The sequence below is a fragment of the Rhodopirellula sp. UH5 genome (assembly GCF_056839225.1).
This window is the reverse complement of the sequence record NZ_CM166390.1, coordinates 3,935,045-3,954,014: the sequence shown is the minus strand read 5'-3', so window position 1 is coordinate 3,954,014 and position 18,970 is coordinate 3,935,045. Positions and strand designations below refer to the sequence as shown.

Genomic DNA, 18,970 nt, shown 5'->3' with positions numbered 1-18,970 from the left:
GTGGTTGCCAGGTAAAACCTGGCCTACCGATTTACGACTCGTCGGAGAGCGGGTTTCGTGGAGGAATGAGCAGACCCGCGGCGATGAACGCGAATTGGGTGACGAAGAAGATCGCGAGGTTGCGAAGCATGCCTTCGGTGAAACCATAGCTGTGCAGACCAATGCCCAGTTCGTTGGTGCCGAACCAGCTCCAGGCGGTGATGATGTTGCCGCCGATGGCCAAGATGGCGAACCCGCGTGCTTTGACCATGCCGTCCCAGCGAGCGTGGAGCATCAATGCGTTCCAGATCACGATCAACAGCGCTCCGTTTTCTTTCGGGTCCCAGCCCCAGAATCGGCCCCACGAGTCATCGGCCCAAAGCCCACCGAGCACGGTGCCGATGAAACTGAACAGGATGCCAAAGCAGGAGGCCCCGTAAACACAGCGATACAAATCGCGGCGGGCTCGATCGCTGGCGTTGATCCAACCGGAGATCAAGTACCCGATGCCGAGCAAGCCAGCGACCAGCGTCGCGACGTATCCGAGCGAAACGCTGATCACGTGCGTGCTGAGCCAGAACTGGGTGTCGAGCACCGCTTGCAGCACGCCCATCGTTTCGGCTTGGCCGACGTTCAGCGTGAGGTTGTAAGCGACTCGCAAAGTCATCATGCCAGCGACGGCGGCGAGCATGTTGCCAGTGCCGTAGCGGAAGATCCGTTCCACGACCAAGCCGAACAACACCGCTGCCCAGCCGATGAAGATGGCCGAAGAGTAAAGGTTGATGACGGGGGCACGACCGGTGATGTACACCCGAGACAGAATCACGATCGTGTGAATGACAAACGCGATCGCGATGGTGCCCCAAACCGCATTGCCAAGTCGAGGCGAATCCACTGCGAAGTAGATCAGCCCCAAGATGATCGCCAGGATATAGAGCCCCGTTGCAATGGCGGTTGGGTTGGCGGCGCCCAGCCATTGTTCCAGCGACACGGCAAAGTGATCGTAGCCGGGCACCTTGTAAGCTTGCACCGCGGCCAGGTGCGCGTCGACGGTTTCGTTGAACGCAGCGGGGTCACCGTCACCGTAGTCGCGAATCAATTCGCCAAAGGTGCGAATGCCAGGTTGGCTGTCTTTGGGAGCGATGCCATTCTTGGCCATGTTGAAAAAGGCGGGTGCGAACGCGGTCCAGTCGGCTTGTTGTTCGCTGTCGGTGGCTTGCTCCATGGAAGGCGGAATGATGGCCGGAGCCGGCATTTGTGCCAGGCTGTTCATTTGCCGTTCCAGCTGACGGAGCGCGAACAATTGGCGAGTTTGTTCATTGGTGCCCTCAGGGAAGAACTCCGCAGGAATGTCTTCGGGAACGGGCAACCGCATCGCGGCGGCGGCAACGGTGTACTGCCGGGTTCGCATGTCGAGTTCAATCGCCTTCTTGTCTTTGAAATCTTGGTCCAGCGATTCTTTTTCGCGAGCGTCCTTCACCATCTTGGTGAATCGCTCCAGGTTTTCGCCGATTTCGTCCAACGAATAGAGTTTGCTCTCGCGGCGATCCAGGTCCAGTTCCGCACGAATCTCTTCGGCATCGATGCGGAACATTGGAAGGTAACGCAGTGCTGGTTCGTCGATGGCGACTTCCATCAGCCACTGCACCGCGGACAGCTTTTTGGTTTCGACTCGATCTTTGATTTCACTTGGGGCGGCATCCAGTGGCAATGAATCCTTGTTGGTCATCGCTTTCATTGTCTGCCGGGCATAGGCGTCCAGCGGCATCACGCGACCCCCGTATTGAACGGGGATTCGTCCGAGTGCCGCCAAATCGAATTCGCTGGCTCGGTCAACGGGCTTCAGTTTGTTCTTCAGTGAGACACTGGGGGCGAGGATCACGGTGACCAATGCCGCGATTGCCGCGAGATAAATGATGACGGGCAGGTTCTTCCGAGACGCGGGGGTGGCGGAGCCCTCCATGCCTTCTGCAAATTTGGAATCGCCATCCGATTCTTCGCTGCCGAATTCGGCCAAGGCTCGTTCGTTTTCACGTCGGCGACGCGAGATGAATCGCGTGAGTGTTCCCCAGAAGTGGACCAGCATTCCCAGCCCGGTGATGCTGCAGGCGACATACGGGATCAGCCATCCGGAGTTGCGGACGACTTGAATGCCGGTCAGCTCCTTGCCACCGGGAAGTGGCGTGTAGTTGGATTGATAGAACGTTTCGCCGCGATAGCGAAGCGGGTTGTTCATCCAAACGCGTTCCTTGCGATCTTCACCGGTTTCGCTGTCGACGATGCGGATGAAGGAAGAGTAATCACGCGGTGTGTCGGTGTTGCTGTAGTTGACCCGACGAACGTCTTCGAGCTGAACCCAGTACGGTTTGACTTCGCGGTGCAAACGCAATCCGATTTCGTATTCTTTCTCACCGACGGTGATGGAATCGAACATGTCTTTGGACGTTCCATCGGGGACCAACATTTCGCGGTCGTTGATGGATTGACTGACCAGGAAGACCCCCAGCGATTCGTCGGATTTGGGGTCGAGCAGTTCGACATAAGCGGCGGGCAAGTTCATTGCCATGTCGGCGCCGCCCGATTTCGGACGTTCCACAGCGGAAACTTCCAGCCCGATTCCCTTGGTAGCGGGATCGTCGTCCTGACGGTCTTGGATGCCAGCGTTGTCGAAGTAGTCGAGCACCTTGATTTTGACCGGCAGCGAATCGTTCTCGATCGTCGACTTGGCCGACGCGGCGTCGGCCAATCTTTGAGCCGGAACAGCGACCACGTTTTGGAATTCCTCTTCCGTTTGGATGAACTGCAGTTCGACTTCGTCCAAATTCACAAACGTGTTCGTTGATTGCCCTTCGACCAGGCTGAGGCGTTGCTCCATTTGGCGGTCACCAAACGCGAACTGCCCGAACATCAGCAACCCAACGCCGAGGTGCAGCAGCACGTTGCCGCCTTGTTTGCCAAATGCCAACTGGCATCCGACCAACATGATCAGGCCAGCTCCAACGCCCTTGGCGAGTTGCCAGACGATTCGCAGTCCGGGATCGTCGATCCGGGTTCCGGTGAACAAGCAATACAACACCGTCAACGCCAAAGCTCCGGTGACGAAGTACGTCAACCAACGCAGGACGGGGAGTTTGACTGAGGAAGCCATCACGCCCGTCGCGACCGCACTGATGGATAGGATTGCCAGGACCACTGCCCACAGCCGATCGTAAGACAACCAGCTCGGCGGCGTGCCTTGCAGACCGTCGTCATTGTGTCCGGTGAAGACGATGACCCCGGCGACGAGGATGCCGGCAACCAAGAGTGCGAGCCCTGCCGCCAGGCGTCCGCCGCTGGCTTGCAAGCGAAACCGGGTGATCTTGGCTGCAATCAGGTTGACCATCAGCAGCATTCCGATCATCGCTCCGCCGGGAAATGGCAGGATGCCCGGGATCGGCTGCGCGTGACGGTAGAAGGCTTGCGGGAAAAAGTCGTCCAAGTGCAACGGAGCGACCCACGAGAGGAAGTACCGTTGTTTGACTTCCTGCATGTTCATTTCGTCTTGTGCCAACGTGCCGACCAACACCAGCACAATCGACATCGCGAACAGAGCGACGGTGAATTTGAGCGATCCTGCCAAGGCGAGCAATCGCGTTGGTGTCAGCCAACTCATCAAGGATGAGGTGCGATCGTCAGTGACGTGAGTGTCGTTGGTGACGGATGCCATCGGAAGACTCTTGAAAGGTGGGTTCGCCGCGGAAGCGGTGGGGAGGGCAGGGCGGTTGTTTTGAAGCTCAGTACTTCAGGGACTTCAAAAAACTTCGCATCGCTTCGTCTTGGTCCGCGATCACATCAGCGGGGCCGACCATCTTAATGAACAGACTGAAGTCATTTTCAAGCGGCACGATCGTCGCATCAATCGAGGATGCTTGGTTGTCGTCGCTCTTGTCTTTGGGATGCAGGATAAACCGTTGGGCGTCGCGTCCGGCAACGGTCAGTTTCTCGGCGGATTCGAGGGCTTCGTCAACATCGGTGTCCTCGGGTTGGCCGCCCTCGACCTGGCCCATCCAACGTGCCACGTTGCCACGCAGGTCGCCACCGGCGGAAATCACGGTGATCTCTGCGGAAGCTTCTTCGGGACCGGCGTTGAAGGCAGCCATTCGCATCATGCTCATCCGTCCGTCCCGCCATCCTTCGGGACGGTCAAAGTCGAGAGCCGGGTCGGATTTGGGGGCGTCATCGCTGGCGGACTCTTTCGGAAACGCTTTATCCTTTGCCGCCGGCATCGCTTCGCCACTGGCTTTGGCTTGTTCAATCGCTTCCTGTGCATCGCGTGGCAAACCAGCGTGCGGGTCGGATGCGGGAGATGCACTGGAAGGGCCACCTGTCATGGGGCCACCCGCCATCGAGGCAAACGGTGCTCCGCCAGCCATCATCGGCGGCCCGGAATCGGCAGGACGCCCGGTGACATCGACCCAAATCGCGGGAGCGTCGGCGAACTCTTCCGAGTCCGCTCCCGACCAAGTCATGGTCTCGGCCGAGGCCCATTCTTCTTTGCTGTCCGACAGCCCGACCTGTTTTCGCCAGCGATTGACATTCATGACGACTAGTTCGGACCAGTCATCCATGCGAGAAAGTTGGGAGACGCTGAGGTCGAGTTGTTGAGCGGGGGTGTTGATGTCGAACGAAGCGAAACGCATCGCTTTGTCCGCGCCTTTTCGCCAGTCGGCTGGTGCCGAGTCCAAGTTGGGTTTGCCGTCTTCGAACTCGATGTTCTCGACGAACTCCCGGAAGGTGTCCTCGATCGAGTCGACCGCCGATTGGCGGCCCATGATTTTGAAGAACCAAGCTTGGTCCTTTTGCGGCAAAATCGCAGCGATCATGCGAGTGTCTTCGGCGGCCAAGACCGCGGGCATTTTGGTCGGCACCTGGTAAGTGATGATCGGTGCTTCTTGCGAGCATCCAGCCAGGGCGCTCAACCAGCCAAGACAAAAGATGCTGGCAAGGATCGGGACGCATGACGTCCGGCGGAAATCAGGCATGCGACGAATGGGGGACGACATAGGTGGGACGACGAAGAGTGTGGGGAGGCGGGGAGCAGCGGCAAATCGCATTGGAATCGCTCAAAACTGGCAATTTCACCAGAAACGTTGTCTGAAAACCGCCATCCATCATGGTGACTGATTTTCACGCGAATCCAAGCTCAGATTAGCTGCTATGACTATTGAAACGCGACCGCAGTCCGATTTGTTCTCATCACGAAGTCAATGGATTGCGTGAGCGGGGTGTTTTCGGTGGAGGGGGTGGCAAAGCGTCGCGGGCTCGGGGGCTGCCACGGTTTCGGGAGGGAAGTCGGAATTCCGGCGAATTCGGCCGCAGGAGAGTGGGACGGATGAGCGACCTGCCGTCCCTTCAGGACTCCATCAGATTGTTTTTCGCGTTGTCCATTGGCTGACGCCAATGGCTAGAACCTGTCGCCACTTCGTGGCTTTTGCGGCTGTCGTCGCTCAGGGGGCAGGTGTGCGGAGGTGCAACCGCGGAGCGGTGACAGGTTGTCGCCACAGGCGTCAGCCTGTGGGAACGAAATCACGGGCAGCCGGGAAACCCCGACGGGGTGGCAGGAGCGGATTGGGGTGTGCGACCTGTCGTCCCTTTCGGGACTTGGGGAAATCGTTTGCTGCGTTGTCCATTGGCTGACGCCAATGGCTAGAACCTGCCGCCACTTCGTGGCTTTTGCGGCTGTCGTCGCTCAGGGGGCTGGTGTGCGGAAACGGGGCTGGTATGCGGAATCGCGATCACTCTGGCACAACGCGGACGACCACGCCTTTGAAGGCTGGCGTTTTGCTTTGCGGGTCGGCGTAGCGAGCGACCAGGACGTTCGACTCGGGGTAATACATCAGTGCGTTCCCGGCACGGATTTTCTCGTAGCCACGAGCCAGAATGCCGGGCATCGATCCAATTTCGTTCATGACTGTCACACGTTGGTCGTGGGTCAGCCCGAGTCGCTGCAGGTCATCGGGGTGCATCAAGATGATGTCCCGGCGATCTTGGTTGCGATACAGGTCCTCTTCTTCATAGACGACGGTGTTGAACTGGCCTTCACTGCGGACGGTCATCAACCGCAGTTCATTTTCGGCGGTTCCTTTGAGATGGGGGATCGTGTGGCAGTGCAGCACCGCTCGTCCGTCCTCGGTTCCAAATTCGGGTTCGTAGAACGTGCGTCCGTCGATCTGGAATTCTTCTTTGGTTTGATCGATCGAGCTGATCTTTCCGTATCCCGGCACGACCCGGCCGATCCAGTCTCGGATCGTCGAAGTGTGATGCATTTGTTTCCAGTCGATGCCTTTCGCATCGGGAAGCAATCGCTCGCCTAGCGTCGCGATGACCTCGACTTCGCTCCGCGGTCCTGGCAATCGGCGAGGCCCGCCGTCACTCAGTCGGACGAAGTTGAACATCGATTCTTGCGTGGTCGGTTCGGGTTCTTCGTCCCGAGCGAGGACGGGCAAGATAATCGTTTCTTTGGCCAGTCCGTGAGCGTGTCCTGTGTTCATCGTGGTGTTCATCATCACGTTGAGATCGAGCTTCGACAGCGCTTCGCCAGCGAAGGTTGCATCCGGGTTGGAGCCATACAGGTTGCCGCCCAAGCAGAACCCGGCTTTGATTTTTCCCGACGCGGCGTCTTCCATGCAGGCGAGTGTGTCGAGACCTTCGGTGGTTGGAAGTTCGACGCCGAAGTGTGCTTGCAACGCATCGAAGATTTGTTGCTTGAGTTTGGGCGTGACGCCGACGCTGCCGATGCCCTGCACATTGCTGTGCCCGCGAATCGGCATCAAGCCACTGCCTGGGCGGCCAAGCATGCCGCGACACATGGCGAGGTTGGCAATCGCCTGGACATTCTCAACGCCGTGAGCGTGGTGGGTGATTCCCATTGTCCACGAGAACACAGCCCGCTCGCTCTTGGCGTACACCGCTGCGATCGACTCCATTTCGGATCGATTGATGCCAGATTTGTGTTCGAGTTCTTCCCACTCAAAGGCCTGCAGCGCGGCGAGGTATTCCTCGTGACCGCGGCAGTGTTTCTGCAGGAATGGCAGATTGATTTGGTTGGTTTCTTGCAGGGATTTCGCGATGCCCCACAGCAACGCTAAGTCGCCACCAATGTGTGGTTTGACGTAGTGCGTCGCGACCTTGGTTCCCTTGAGCAACGAGATCGGATCGCTGGGGATTCGGAACTTGACCAGCCCCGTTTCTTCGACCGGGTTGATGACGATGACCTTGCCACCGCGACGGCGGACGTGCATCAGGCTGGTCATCAGCCGGGGGTGGTTGCTGGCCGGGTTGCCGCCGATCAAGAAGACGCAGTCGGATTTCTCCAGGTCCTCGAGCTGGATCGTTGCCGTCCCGCTGCCGATGCTGGATTGCAGCCCGACACCGCTGGCTTGGTGGCAGTAGAAGCTGCAGTTGTTGACGTTGTTGGTGCCATAGACACGAGCGAGCAACTGCAACAGGAAACCGGCTTCGTTGCTGCTGCGTCCGCTGAAGTACCAGAACGTTTCTTCGGGTGAGAGCGACGCGAGCTTGCCCGCGATGGTGTCGAAGGCTTCTTCCCAGGTGATTGTTTCGTAGTGCGAGTCACCTTGGCGGTAGCGAACCGGATGGATCAAGCGGCCGAGATGTTCGAGCTCGCGGGGTGTCATGGCCGCGAGCTGTTCGACCGAGGTTCTTTTCCAGAATGGCGGTTCGATTCCGGGCTGCATGTCCGCGACCATGGCCTGCAAGCTCTTTTTGCAGACCTCGGGGAACGAGCCCGTTTCGTTGACCATGCCGCCTTTTTGGCCTCCCATGCCGACCGCACAGGTCTTGCAAGAGTTGCGAGTCCGCATGGCTTGGTAGAGCTTCCAAACACTTCCGGTCTCACGCCCTTTTTTGAACGTGTACCAAATGGCTCGGAAGCCACCACCGCTGCCAACTTTCATCGAATTCGTCTTTCAAGATTGAGGGAGGAGTGAATTCGTCGAGAATGACGGCCTTCACAGTCATGCCCCGAAAGGCTTTTCTCCACGATGCCCCGAAAGTCTTGACGACTTTCGCTACTTCACTCGTCGTTCCCGCGATGGCGAGTCGAAGATCATGCCGAGTCGGGTGAATACCATTCGTCCAGCAAGGACTGCAGTGCTTCGACCATCTCGGGCTTTTGGTCCGCCAAGTTTTGGTTCTCGTGCGGGTCCTTCACAACATTGTAGAGCTCAGGCGATTGGCCCGTCATGCGACTGGATGGATCGATCAACTTGTAGTCGCCTTGGATGACCCAGCGATATCGCAAACTTGGGGAGGGATCGTCCATGGATTGGATGTCGTGTTCGAAAATCTCTCCATAGACAGCGTCTCGCAATTCAAGTTCGTCGGCGTCAAGGACATCGATCCCGGGCAGGCCTTCGGGGACCTCGAATCCAAGCAGGTGCTGAACCGTTGGGACCACGTCGATGGTGGATGCCAGATGAGTGGTGTCCATACGGGGTTCGATCACGCCGGGCAAACGGTACATGATCGGGGTGCGGGTTCCGCCTTCGTTGGGGCTGCGTTTGCTGCGAGGGGCGTATCGGCTGGCGGCGGTTTCGTTGATCCAGCCGTTGTCGGTGACATAGACGACCAGCGTGTTTTCGGCGAGCGAATGTTTGTCGAGCAGACCGAGCAGTTCGCCGCAGGTTTCGTCGAACCACTCGCACATGGCCCAGTACTTGGCCATTGGCAGCGAGTCAGTTTTGTCGCGGTATTTGGCCAGCAAACGCTCGGGTGGATTGTGCGGCGTGTGTGGCAAGAACGGTGCGTACCAGAGATAGAACGGTTGTTTTTTGTCTTGCGTGTCAGCCAGGAAGTCATCGATGACTTGCATTCCTTCTCGGCCAACCTTCAGGCCCTCGTCACCGTGGCGACCGTTGCGGGTGAAGTCACCGTGGGTCATCGCGTCGGTGAAGCCCGCACGAGCTGGTTTGCCCTCCCACCACTTGCCCGTTTGCAGGCTGCGATAGCCGTGGGGAGCGAGTAGTTCGGGTTGACAATCCAATTGGTCCACGTGCTGCAGGTAATCCATCCGGGCTTTGACGTAAGCCGGTTCGTTGTGCGCTGGTCGACGCTTGCCGTCTTCCATGCCAGCCCATGGCGGATCGTTTCCAACAATTCCATGTTGGTGGGGATAGAGGCCACTGATGATGGTGGCGAGCGACGGACGGCACAGGCTGACCGGCGAATAGCCGCGGGTGAACGTGAGGCTTTCCTTCGCCAGACGGTCCAGGTTGGGTGTCTCGATCTGGGGGTGTCCCATGAACGAGTAGTCGGTCCAAGCCTGGTCGTCACTGAGAATGACAACGACGTTCAGTTGGTCGTCTTCAGCGGAGGTGGGATCCTGGAACAGAAGAGCGAGGCAAATGGCTGGCAACGCCAGCAGCAAACGGTGGGGAGCGTTCATGTTGGGTGGGGTTTGATGGGGGTGGGAGTCACTGGTCCGAAAAGTATTCCTTCGGAAAAGTGGCTTGGGGAGATTGGTTCGGATCGCGACGCGGGAACCGAGGGCCGTGATCTTCCAGCAGAGGCATCTCCATGCCAGTGCTGTTTTTCAACAGTTTCCAAAGTTGCTGATTCAGCGATTCGACGTGTTCAGCATACCTGGAATCATGGATCAAGTTTTGCATTTCTGCTGGGTCAGACTCGAGGTCATAGAGCTCGTCTCGGTCCCACAATCCGTGGCAACGGATGTACTTGAAACGGCCGCCGATGACGGCATGCAGCGTGGGCGTGTGCGGGTAGTTTCGTTCCCAGTAGTACTCGTAAAGCAGTGTGCGGTCCTTCAGGGACGACGCGTCGCCGGAACAGAGTGCTTGCCAAACGCTTTGCCCGTTGATGTTGTTTAGCTTGGGGGCTTGGGCAGCTTCCAAGAGTGTGGGGGCGATATCGATGTTGCCGACCAAGCCATCAAACGGAACGCCCGCGGGAACTTTCCCAGGGGCGACGACCAGCAGTGGCACTTTGGCACTGGCTTCATAGGCGGTGCGTTTGTCGATCAGTCCGTGGTCGCCAAATTGGAAGCCGTTGTCACCCATGTAGACGACAATGGTGTTCTCATCGAGGTTTTGTTGCTTCAGGAATTCACGCAGGCGGCCAACCGATTCATCCACCGCCAACAGGGATTCGCAATAGCGACGGTAGTAAACCTCGGGGCTGAATCCCGGCAGGTTGTAACCAAAGTCAACGCCATGACGACTGTTGCGTTGGTTGCGAACCCACATGGGTTTGTTCCCGGCTTCCATTGCTTCGGTGGTCGGGATCTCAATCGGCAGCGTTTCGTTGTCGTAGCGACCGCGGTGCCGGTCGGCGGGAACGAAGTCCGCGTGCACGGCTTTGTGGCTGACGTACAAAAAGAACGGCTTGTCCGGATCGCGTTTGTTCAGCCAATCCAGCGAGTAGTCCGTTAACTCATCGGTGATGTAACCGCGTTGAGGAACCCGTTTGCCATTGACGTTGAAGCCGTCGTAAGTGGTTTGGGGGACTTCACGCGTGGTCCCGTGACCGTCGGGCCAGTAAGTGCCTTGGCCTCGGAAAGAGACCCAGTGATCAAAGCCGCGTTGCGGGTCATCAATGTCGCCACCCATGTGCCACTTGCCGATGAACGCGGTTTGATAACCGGCTTCTTGCAAGGACTGTGGGAAGAAAACCAGGTTCGGGTCGACCGCGTGGTAGTTGTCGACGACGCGGTGATTGTGAGCGTACTGGCCCGTCAGGATCGAGGCCCGACTGGGAGAGCACAGCGAGGTGGTCACGTAGGCACGTCGGAGCATCGCTCCATCGTGAGCCATGGCATCGAGATGGGGTGTTTCCAAGAACGGATGCCCCGCGGCGCCCAAGCAATCAAAGCGATGATCATCGCAGAGGATGAACAAGATATTGGGCTGGGATTCAGCGGTCGCCGTCAGGGGCGTGCCGAGGCACACGGCCAGCAGCAGCGACAAAAACCCAATCACAACACGAGTTTGTGATTGGGTTGTGGAGGCGTCAACTTGCATTGGGATCAGGAGTCGATTTCGACGCGTTCGCCGTGCTCGTCACGGCAATCCACTTCCAGGTGTTCCGGGAACAGTCCTTCGCTTCCGAGGATTTGAACGGTCATGTTACCGGATTCTTCCATCTCGCTGACGGTGCGGCGTTTCTTGTTGTTCAAGAACGCGGAGACTTCGTCATTGACCCGAACGGTGACGCGAACGATGTGTTTGTTCTTGACCGCCAGTGCCAGCATGCGGACGACTTCGATGGACATGCTCTCGGGAGTCTTGACCAACCCACGGCCTTCGCAGCAAGGACAGTCTTTGTAGATACTACGTTTCAGGCTGGGGCGAATCCGTTGGCGAGTCATTTCGATCAAGCCAAACGGGCTGGTTCGAAGGATCTTCGTGCGAGCGCGGTCGTTGGCCATCGCGTCGCGAAGAACGCGTTCGACTTTGCGACGATAGCTTTCCTTTCGCATGTCGATGAAGTCGTTCACTATCACGCCGCCCAAGTCACGCAGGCGAAGTTGGCGTGCGATTTCTTTGGCCGCGGCGATGTTCAGTCGGAACGCGTTTTCTTCCGCCGAGGCGTTGCCGCGGAAGTTGCCGCTGTTGACGTCGATGGCCACCAAGGCTTCCGTCGGGTCGATCACGATCGAACCCCCGTCGGGCAACGCAACTTGGCGTTGGTTGATCTTCACGATCTCCTCTTCCAGGTTGTATTTGTGGAACAGGGGGCCGGGGCCGTCGTAGTATTTCAAGCGATCGACGACGCGAGGCATGACCATTTTCAGGAAGTCACGAGCCTTTTCGTAGGACTCCTTTTGATCGATCAGGATGTGATCGATGTCGTCGCTGTAGATGTCGCGAATGGTGCGAATGATCAGATCGCTTTCTTCGTAGATTTCACCGGGTTCGGTGGTGTTTTCGACTCGGCGGACGATCGCTTTCCAGAGTCGCAACAGGTAATCCATGTCGCGTTGCAGTTCGTCTTCGCTGCGTCCGGCGCCGGCGGTGCGGACGATGAAGCCGAGGCCCTTGGGTGGGCTGAGCGACAGCAGGCATTTTTTCAAACGTTTGCGATCATCTTCATCTTCGATCTTTCGGCTGACACCAACGCGTGAGAGCGCGGGCATGAGCACGAGGTAACGACCTGGGATGGAGATGTAAGTGCTGAGCGTGGGGCCTTTGTTGCCAATGCCTTCCTTGATGACTTGCACCAAGACTTCATCGCCGCGTTTGAAAACCTCTTGAATGGGAGGTTTGTTACGGGGGCGTCCCCCTTTGAAGACTCGCGTGCTGCCACGTCCTGATTCGCGATTGCGTTGGGCGGCCGCTTCGGCCATTTCGTCCGATTCCCGCATGATTTCTTCGGGATCGTATCCGCCTTGGCGGAAGTATTGCGGCTCGATGTCGCTGATGTGCAAGAAGCCATTTCGGCCCACGCCAAAGTCGACAAACGCCGCTTGGATGCTGGGTTCGAGATTGACGATCTTGCCGCGGTAAATGTTGCCGGAGTAGTTCTCAACGCTCTTCCGTTCGACGTAAAGCTCTTCCAGTCGATTGTTCTCGACCACGGCGATACGGCTTTCTTCGGGCTGAAGCACGTTGATCAGCATTTCACGTTTCATCTAAGTCACCTCTTCTTCTGTGTTAAGCCGGCTTGATGTGATTGCCAACAAGGACGGTCACATGGACGCCGACGTTACGAAAGTATGTGGGTGCTCCTGGGTCAGGAGCGTTTAATTCGGGTTCGGCCCTTGGAGTTCAACGCCGGTGCGAACGATGGTCGCGCCGCGTTCGGGCCAGTCGCTCAGGTCCAGCAGGTCGAGCAAGTCCTGCATTTTCAGGGACGCTCCGTCGGCCAGGACCATGCGAGCAAACAGTTGGTTGTCCTGCAGTTCGATCGTGGGCAAGTGTTCCTTCACGATCGCAGTGACCGTCTTGCCTTTCCGTTCGACGGAGACCGATTCTTGGAGTTGCAGTGCTTCGATGTTTTGATTGACTTGGTCGCGATTGGATTCGTCCCAGTCGTCTGGCAAGGAAACCGTGTACAGGGTCGCGGCGATCTGAGCCTTTTTTACTCCATCGGGAATCTTCTCGACGGAATGGATTGTGAGGCCGGGTTGCTCATCGCCCCGCAAGCGTTGCAGCAAATCGTCCGCTTCGAGGTCTTCGCAAAGATCGATTTCGGCCACTTCGTCGAGGCTCTCAATTCCCAGGGGCAGGGCCGAGGGGAACGCGATTCGAGGCGTGGGGTGAAAACCTTCTGTCATCGACAGGGGCAGGGCCACTCGTCGTGCGACACGCTCGAACAGCAATGCCAAGTCGCGGTGGCTGATCCATCGCAACAGGCCTGTTTTTGCAAAGCGGACGCGATAGCGAATCCGCAATTGATCCAGCGGATGCAGGTTGGGCGATTGCCGAGAAGGCCGTGTTCTCATTGCATCACCAGTTCGGGAGCCAGGTCGGCCAGTCGATCCAGCAGATACAGGTCGACGTCGCGAGCTGCTTCTAGCTTCATCACACGTTCGGCGATCGCTTGGCATTGTTCGATCGAAACGTTTCGAATGACCTTTTTCACCCGAGGCAATGCCGAGGGCGGAACGCTGAGGTTGCGAACGCCCATGCCCAGCAGCAGCAGCGCGCGGCCGGGATTGCTGCTCATTTCGCCGCAAACGCTGACTGGCGTTTGGCTTTGGGCAGCCACATCAATGCTGCGCTGGATCAATCGCAGCACCGCTGGGTCGCTCGATTGATAAAGGTCGGCGACGTATTCGTTGCTGCGGTCGACCGCCAAGGTGTACTGAGCCAAGTCGTTGGTGCCGATGCTGAAGAAGTCCACTTCTTTGGCGAAGTGTTCCAGCATCATCACGGCGGCGGGAACCTCGACCATCATTCCAACCGGCAAATCACTGCGGTATGGGAGGCCGGATTCGTGCAAGTCTTCCGCGACGACGTTCAGCAGCATGCGGGCCTGGCGAAGTTCGTTGATCGTGGTGATCAAGGGGAACATCACACGAACATCGCCATGCACGGCGGCTCGCAGGACGGCCCGGAGTTGGGGCCGGAACACATCCAGGTTGCGGAGCGACAGCCGGATGCTGCGGAGCCCTAAGAAGGGATTGTTTTCGCGATGGGCCATGTTGCCGCGGCCCATTTTGTCGGCACCCAGATCGAGCGTTCGGATGACCACGGGGCGGCCGTCCATCTTCTGGACGACTTCGGAATAGGCCTGGTAGTGATCTTCTTCCGACGGTTCGTCGTCGGAGGACAGGTACAGGAATTCCGTGCGATACAGTCCGATTCCATCGGCCCCACGTTCGATGCAAGCGGCTGTTTCGTGAGGGAACTCGATGTTCGCATTGAGCTGGATGCGGACGCCATCGGTGGTTTCGGCGGGCAGTTGGCTGAGTTCTGCCAATCGCACCGCGAGAGAGCGACGGTACTCCGCTCGTTGAAGATAGTTTTCCAGAACGTCGTCGTCGGGATCGACAATCAGTTTGCCGCGGTCCCCATCGACGATCACGCAGTTGGATCCGGCGATCTGGTGCAAGAAATCACCGATGCCAACCACGGCCGGGATCTCCAGTCCTTTGGCGACGATTGCGGTGTGCCCACCGGGGCCGCCGATTTCGGTGCAGAAACCTTTGACGTATCGGCGATCCAGGTTGGCTGTTTCGCTGGGCGTCAGCATGTGCGAAAGCACGATGACTGGTTCGCTGAGATCCGACAGCGGTTGGCGAGTAACAGCGCCGAGCTGCATCAGCAGTTGACGCTCGATGTCCAGCACGTCTTGGGCACGATCGGCCAGAAGCGGGTTGTCGAGTCGGCGAAGAGCAGAGGCGTAGTTGTGCAGCACACCACTGACGGCAAAGGCCGCGGATTGCCGGTCGGCACCGATTCGACGTTGCAGTTCGGAGTGCAGTCGCGGGTCGTGCAGCATCTGCAGTTGAGCCGCGAAAATATCGCCGGTGGAGCGTCCGGCGGTGGCGGTGGTTTCAAGCCGGCTGTGTTCCAAGTGGGCGCTGACCAAGTCGACTGCTGTGTGCAGACGCGCGAACTCATCCTCGACGTCAGACGCCGGGACGATGCAACGCGGGATGCGGTATCCATCGGCGTCCAGCACCAGGGCTGGACCGATGGCGACACCCGGTGAAACGGGAATGCCTTGCAATTCAAGCATCATGCTTCGATGCCGAAAAACTCGATCCGATTGATTTCTTCTTGTGCGTTCAGCAGTCGGTTTGTGTGGGACACAAGCCAAGGTTGCCAACCAATGATTGTCATGAATTCCCCGGCGGTGGGATTTTGCCCACCCAGGAGGTTCGCGGGGGCGTGTGAATCACACCGGTCGCGACGGTCCCCGCGGTTCCTGAGTTGGGTTCGCGGGGCGGGAGGGGGCTGTGTCGAAACGGAACATCAGGAGCGCCATTGAGGGGCGGGTGATGAGCGGTTTCGGCGGGACGCTTCGTGCCGGATGTTTCTTCGATGGTTGGGTGAAAAACTGCTTAAACGCGAACCGGCACCACCGGGCAATGGGAAAAAAGGATCGGGAAAAACGACATTTGGATCTCTCTACGAGGGTGATTGGTCAGGAGAATCGCTGGTGCCGCCGGCCGAGCAGGCAGGGGAACCAGTGGTCTCATCGAGTTCATGGAAGCCGAGGTCGAACAATCGAGCGACGGCTTCGAGGGCTTGTTCGGCGTCTTGTCCTTGGGCGGAGACCGTGAGGTCGGTCCCCTCGGTGGCTCCGAGTGTCAACAGAGACAGGATGCTTCGGCAGTCCACCTTTTCAGATCCCTTTTGAAGGAAGATCTGAGATTGGAATTCCGATGCGCAGCGAACCAGCAAATCCGCTGGACGGGCATGCAAACCTTGGCGATTGAGGACACGAACAGAACGCTCGTGTAGGGGGGCACTCATGCGATCACCGCGGGGCGGGTGACAGTGGAATCAACAGTGCGAACAGGGGCATCAAGCACAGGGCCACCCAAAAGTGGAACTGGCCGTGAGTTGCTGCCTCGGTGTTCGTTCATGATGAAGGATTGGTTCAGCAGGAAAACGTTCAACCGGCGGCAAACTGGTTGTCGTCGGCTTCTTGCAGCAATTGTTGGATGTCGTCTGGGGTCTTGCTCTGTTTGAGAAAGCGGCAGAACGATTCATCTCGCAATTGACGCGAAATGTTCTCGAGAGCTCGCAGGTGATCGCCGGGGCGTTCCGGCGGGCTGATCAAGAGGAAGAACAGTTGAACGCGTTCGCCATCGAGCGAGTCGAAGTCAACGCCTTGCTCACTGACACCCACGGTGCCAACGAGTTGTTGAACGCTGGGGTGTTTGGTGTGAGGGACGGCGACGCCGCGGCCGATGCCGGTGCTGCCGAGTTCTTCCCGCTTCATGATGGCAGCGACGATATCGTCGCGCTGGTCAGCGGAGATTTCGCCAGCATCGAGAAGCGATTGGACCAGTTCGTCGATCACCGCTTCTTTGGTTGTGGCGGTCAATTCGGCGCGGATGGCGCCAGTTTTTACAAAGTCGGAGAACTTCATGGAACAAATTGTCTGAAATGCGAATGAATGGAAGCGTTTAGGTGAAATGCCGGCACGGATTCGCAACGAGGACGGGCCGAGGGCTCATTCCTCGTTGGTGTCGACGCTTTCGATGTGTTTGTGGGCGGTGGCGCGATGTTCGGTCTTCTTCTCTTTCAACTTCCGCAATTGCTGTTCAGCTTTCGGGATGGCTGCGTCCAAGGCAGCGATGACGGTGGTCGCCTCCGCGTGCGCGATCAAATCATCCGAATGCTCGACGGAAATCCGAAATTCGACATGAGGTTTGTCGAGGTTTTCAAGGTCGATGGTGACGTCGATCGCATTCACTCGATCGTAAAGACGTCGCAGTTTGAGGGCCTTTTCTTCGACCAAAGCTTGGTCGCCGGGTTGCAATGCCCCGTGCCGGGCGGAAACGTTCACCTGCATGCTCAACCTCTTGCTGTTTTATTATTTGAGATTCGTGCGACCGAACCTAGAAAGCTAATGATAGCCGTGTCGGGTCTGTCGTCCACAAAGCCAAGCGTAGCCGACTTTGTCGCAGGGGAACAGCGATCCTTTTTGGCAATTTTGAACATTGCTCGCAGCTTTACAGCCTAGCCCCGTGACAAAACGCCTGCGAATGGATACGCTTCGCGGTTCGTCCACTGGTTTTTGATTGTCCACCCTCCAACCCCCACAGCTTTGATTTATGGCTCGAAAGGTCATCAGCCGTCAGGAAAAAGCTGCCGAAGCAGAAGCCGCTGAAAAGTTGGCCGCTGAGGCCAAGCGGAAGAAAGCGTCCAGCCGGAAAACCAAAAAGGCAGCCGCCGATGTTCGCTTGCGCCTTTATTGGGGCGTCTTTAGTCAGAACTTGAAACGCGTTGCCGTGTTTGAGTTCGACCAAAAAGACGAGGCGCTCAAGCGATCTGAAGAACTGAGCAAGGGGGGCAAGGCGCCTCACTTCGTTCAGAAGGTCAAGGAAGAGATCCGAGTCGAATAGGCAGTCGCGAGTGAACGTGCCGGTTTCCCAGTCTGCAGCCGGTTTGCCATCATCGGCCAGTTATCGCTTTCCCGCCGAATGGGAGCCTTGCAAGGCTGTTTGGTTGGCTTGGCCTCACAATCGCGACACTTGGCCAGGCCATTTCGGGCCTGTGCCAGCTGCTTTTGCTCGATTTGTTCTCGCGATCCATCAGTCGACCCCGGTGCGAATTCTGGCAACGGGTTCGGTTGCCGAGGATTGTCGCGCCCGCCTGTGTGAGATTGGGCTTTCTGAAGGTGATTCGTTGCGGATCGTCGACGTTCCCACCAACGATTGTTGGGTTCGGGACTACGGTCCGACCTTTGTCTTCGACTCGCAGCAAGAAAAGGTTGCCGTCAACTGGCGATTCAACGCTTGGGGCGGGAAATACGAGCCTTTTGATGCCGACGCTGCCGCGGGAGCGGAAATCGCCAAAAGGGCTGGACTGCGGCGAATCGACGGCGGTTTGACGATGGAAGGCGGGGCTCTGGAGACGGACGGGGCAGGGCGTTTGTTGGTCAATCCAGGGTGTTTGATTGACTCGGCTCGCAATCCCGGGGTGTCAAAAGAGGAGATCTCGCAACGTTTGAATCAATGCCTTGGCGTTCATGAAATTGTGTGGGTCGATGGTGGCGCTCCGGCGGGGGATGACACCGATGGGCACATCGACCAGATCGCGCGGTTCTTGGATCCGGAGAACGTTGTCTGTGCCGTGGCGGATTCCGAGGAGGACGCCAGTTTTGCGGGTTTGGAAGCGAATTTCCGCAAGTTGAGATTGTGGTCGCGGCAAACGGAGCCCGGTGTGACCGTTCATCGTTTGCCGACCCCGGCACCTCGTGAAATCGATGGTGCCGCTGTGCCGCAGAGTTACTGCAATTTCCTGCGGTTGGGGGAAAAGCGAATGTTGGTGCCGACCTTTCGGTCCTCGGAGAGCGATGAGCGGGCGTTGGCCTTGCTCCGTGCCTTGTGCCCCGGCGTTGAGCTGGTCGGGGTGGACTGCTTTGACATTGCTTGGGGGCTAGGGGCGCTTCATTGTGCCAGTTGCCACGAGCCGGCTGAATTTCCGGTTTGAAGTGTTGGTGATCGCTTTTTCGGCGGTTTGGGGCACGCTCGGAGGTCTGTTTTGATTCGCTGGGGCTCGGATTTCGGTCCGAAACCCTCGAAATCGAGCTGGGGACGTTGATTCGCCCTTGGGCGAAAATCCTCCGAAGGGTATACCTAGCGGCTTGACAATCCGACGGATCGTCCATTGATGCCGCGCTCGTCGCGATGCCTCGCCGCCCCATCACAAAATTGCCCGAGAAAAATCGGGTACCAGAGGGACACTCTTGTAGAGAAGAGGGTGTCAGCGGCGGGGAGCGAGGCCCGATCAATCGATGTCGGTCGGCCCACGAACCGGTTTCCTGCACGCAGGCAGAGTCCAAGCCGCGA

The 18,970-nt window shown here is 57.9% G+C and carries 13 protein-coding genes; 2 read left to right on the top strand and 11 right to left on the bottom strand.

Annotation, left to right across the window (positions count from 1 at the left end; translation table 11 throughout):
* Positions 1–31 precede the first annotated feature (31 nt).
* The 11 genes from UH5x_RS14125 to hpf all read right to left on the bottom strand — a co-directional run bounded on the left by UH5x_RS14125 (position 32) and on the right by hpf (position 16,968).
* Positions 32–3,685 (bottom strand): cytochrome c biogenesis protein, encoded by a 3,654-nt coding sequence (locus UH5x_RS14125; protein ID WP_482632756.1) that lies wholly within the window; start codon positions 3,683–3,685, stop codon positions 32–34.
* 67 nt (positions 3,686–3,752) lie between these two features.
* Positions 3,753–5,000, bottom strand: coding sequence for a hypothetical protein (locus UH5x_RS14120; protein ID WP_482635996.1), 1,248 nt, complete (start codon positions 4,998–5,000; stop codon positions 3,753–3,755).
* A gap of 753 nt (positions 5,001–5,753) precedes the next feature.
* Positions 5,754–7,934, bottom strand: a complete 2,181-nt coding sequence (locus UH5x_RS14115; RefSeq protein ID WP_482632755.1) for an FdhF/YdeP family oxidoreductase — start codon at positions 7,932–7,934, stop codon at positions 5,754–5,756.
* A gap of 152 nt (positions 7,935–8,086) precedes the next feature.
* Positions 8,087–9,424 carry a sulfatase family protein gene (locus UH5x_RS14110; RefSeq protein WP_482632754.1) on the bottom strand — a complete coding sequence of 446 codons (1,338 nt, stop codon included), beginning with the start codon at positions 9,422–9,424 and terminating at the stop codon, positions 8,087–8,089.
* Positions 9,425–9,452: 28 nt separating this feature from the next.
* Complete coding sequence (locus tag UH5x_RS14105; RefSeq protein WP_482632753.1) at positions 9,453–11,015, bottom strand: sulfatase family protein; 1,563 nt, start codon at positions 11,013–11,015, stop codon at positions 9,453–9,455.
* 5 nt (positions 11,016–11,020) lie between these two features.
* The gene (locus tag UH5x_RS14100) at positions 11,021–12,625 is read right to left on the bottom strand and encodes an Rne/Rng family ribonuclease (RefSeq protein WP_047815838.1); all 1,605 of its coding nucleotides are present in this window, start codon (positions 12,623–12,625) and stop codon (positions 11,021–11,023) included.
* Between the two features lie 111 nt (positions 12,626–12,736).
* Complete coding sequence (locus UH5x_RS14095) at positions 12,737–13,438, bottom strand: TIGR03936 family radical SAM-associated protein (protein ID WP_047815837.1); 702 nt, start codon at positions 13,436–13,438, stop codon at positions 12,737–12,739.
* A complete protein-coding gene (gene ptsP / locus UH5x_RS14090) occupies positions 13,435–15,180 on the bottom strand; it encodes a phosphoenolpyruvate--protein phosphotransferase (RefSeq protein ID WP_236696466.1) in 1,746 nt (581 codons plus the stop codon). The genes UH5x_RS14095 and ptsP overlap by 4 nt, the downstream gene beginning before the upstream one ends.
* Before the next feature lie 392 nt (positions 15,181–15,572).
* Positions 15,573–15,920, bottom strand: a complete 348-nt coding sequence (locus UH5x_RS14085) for an HPr family phosphocarrier protein (RefSeq protein ID WP_047815836.1) — start codon at positions 15,918–15,920, stop codon at positions 15,573–15,575.
* Positions 15,921–16,062: 142 nt separating this feature from the next.
* Positions 16,063–16,542, bottom strand: a complete 480-nt coding sequence (locus tag UH5x_RS14080; protein WP_047815835.1) for a PTS sugar transporter subunit IIA — start codon at positions 16,540–16,542, stop codon at positions 16,063–16,065.
* Between the two features lie 84 nt (positions 16,543–16,626).
* The gene (gene hpf, locus UH5x_RS14075) at positions 16,627–16,968 is read right to left on the bottom strand and encodes a ribosome hibernation-promoting factor, HPF/YfiA family (RefSeq protein WP_047815834.1); all 342 of its coding nucleotides are present in this window, start codon (positions 16,966–16,968) and stop codon (positions 16,627–16,629) included.
* A 262-nt stretch (positions 16,969–17,230) separates the two neighbouring features.
* Here hpf and UH5x_RS14070 point away from each other — a divergent pair, with 262 nt between their 5' ends.
* Positions 17,231–17,521 (top strand): hypothetical protein, encoded by a 291-nt coding sequence (locus UH5x_RS14070; RefSeq protein WP_047815833.1) that lies wholly within the window; start codon positions 17,231–17,233, stop codon positions 17,519–17,521.
* 103 nt (positions 17,522–17,624) lie between these two features.
* Positions 17,625–18,611: an agmatine deiminase family protein gene (locus UH5x_RS14065; RefSeq protein WP_482635995.1), complete on the top strand. Its 987-nt coding sequence runs from the start codon at positions 17,625–17,627 to the stop codon at positions 18,609–18,611.
* Positions 18,612–18,970 lie beyond the last annotated feature (359 nt).

Excerpts from the sequence above, each read along its gene's own strand:
- UH5x_RS14125 (WP_482632756.1), bottom strand. The coding sequence starts at position 3,685 with ATGGCATCCGTCACCAACGACACTCACGTCACTGACGATCGCACCTCA.
- UH5x_RS14120 (WP_482635996.1), bottom strand. The coding sequence starts at position 5,000 with ATGCCTGATTTCCGCCGGACGTCATGCGTCCCGATCCTTGCCAGCATC.
- UH5x_RS14115 (WP_482632755.1), bottom strand. The coding sequence starts at position 7,934 with ATGAAAGTTGGCAGCGGTGGTGGCTTCCGAGCCATTTGGTACACGTTC.
- UH5x_RS14110 (WP_482632754.1), bottom strand. The coding sequence starts at position 9,424 with ATGAACGCTCCCCACCGTTTGCTGCTGGCGTTGCCAGCCATTTGCCTC.
- UH5x_RS14105 (WP_482632753.1), bottom strand. The coding sequence starts at position 11,015 with ATGCAAGTTGACGCCTCCACAACCCAATCACAAACTCGTGTTGTGATT.
- UH5x_RS14100 (WP_047815838.1), bottom strand. The coding sequence starts at position 12,625 with ATGAAACGTGAAATGCTGATCAACGTGCTTCAGCCCGAAGAAAGCCGT.
- UH5x_RS14095 (WP_047815837.1), bottom strand. The coding sequence starts at position 13,438 with ATGAGAACACGGCCTTCTCGGCAATCGCCCAACCTGCATCCGCTGGAT.
- ptsP (WP_236696466.1), bottom strand. The coding sequence starts at position 15,180 with ATGCTTGAATTGCAAGGCATTCCCGTTTCACCGGGTGTCGCCATCGGT.
- UH5x_RS14085 (WP_047815836.1), bottom strand. The coding sequence starts at position 15,920 with ATGAGTGCCCCCCTACACGAGCGTTCTGTTCGTGTCCTCAATCGCCAA.
- UH5x_RS14080 (WP_047815835.1), bottom strand. The coding sequence starts at position 16,542 with ATGAAGTTCTCCGACTTTGTAAAAACTGGCGCCATCCGCGCCGAATTG.
- hpf (WP_047815834.1), bottom strand. The coding sequence starts at position 16,968 with ATGCAGGTGAACGTTTCCGCCCGGCACGGGGCATTGCAACCCGGCGAC.
- UH5x_RS14070 (WP_047815833.1), top strand. The coding sequence starts at position 17,231 with ATGGCTCGAAAGGTCATCAGCCGTCAGGAAAAAGCTGCCGAAGCAGAA.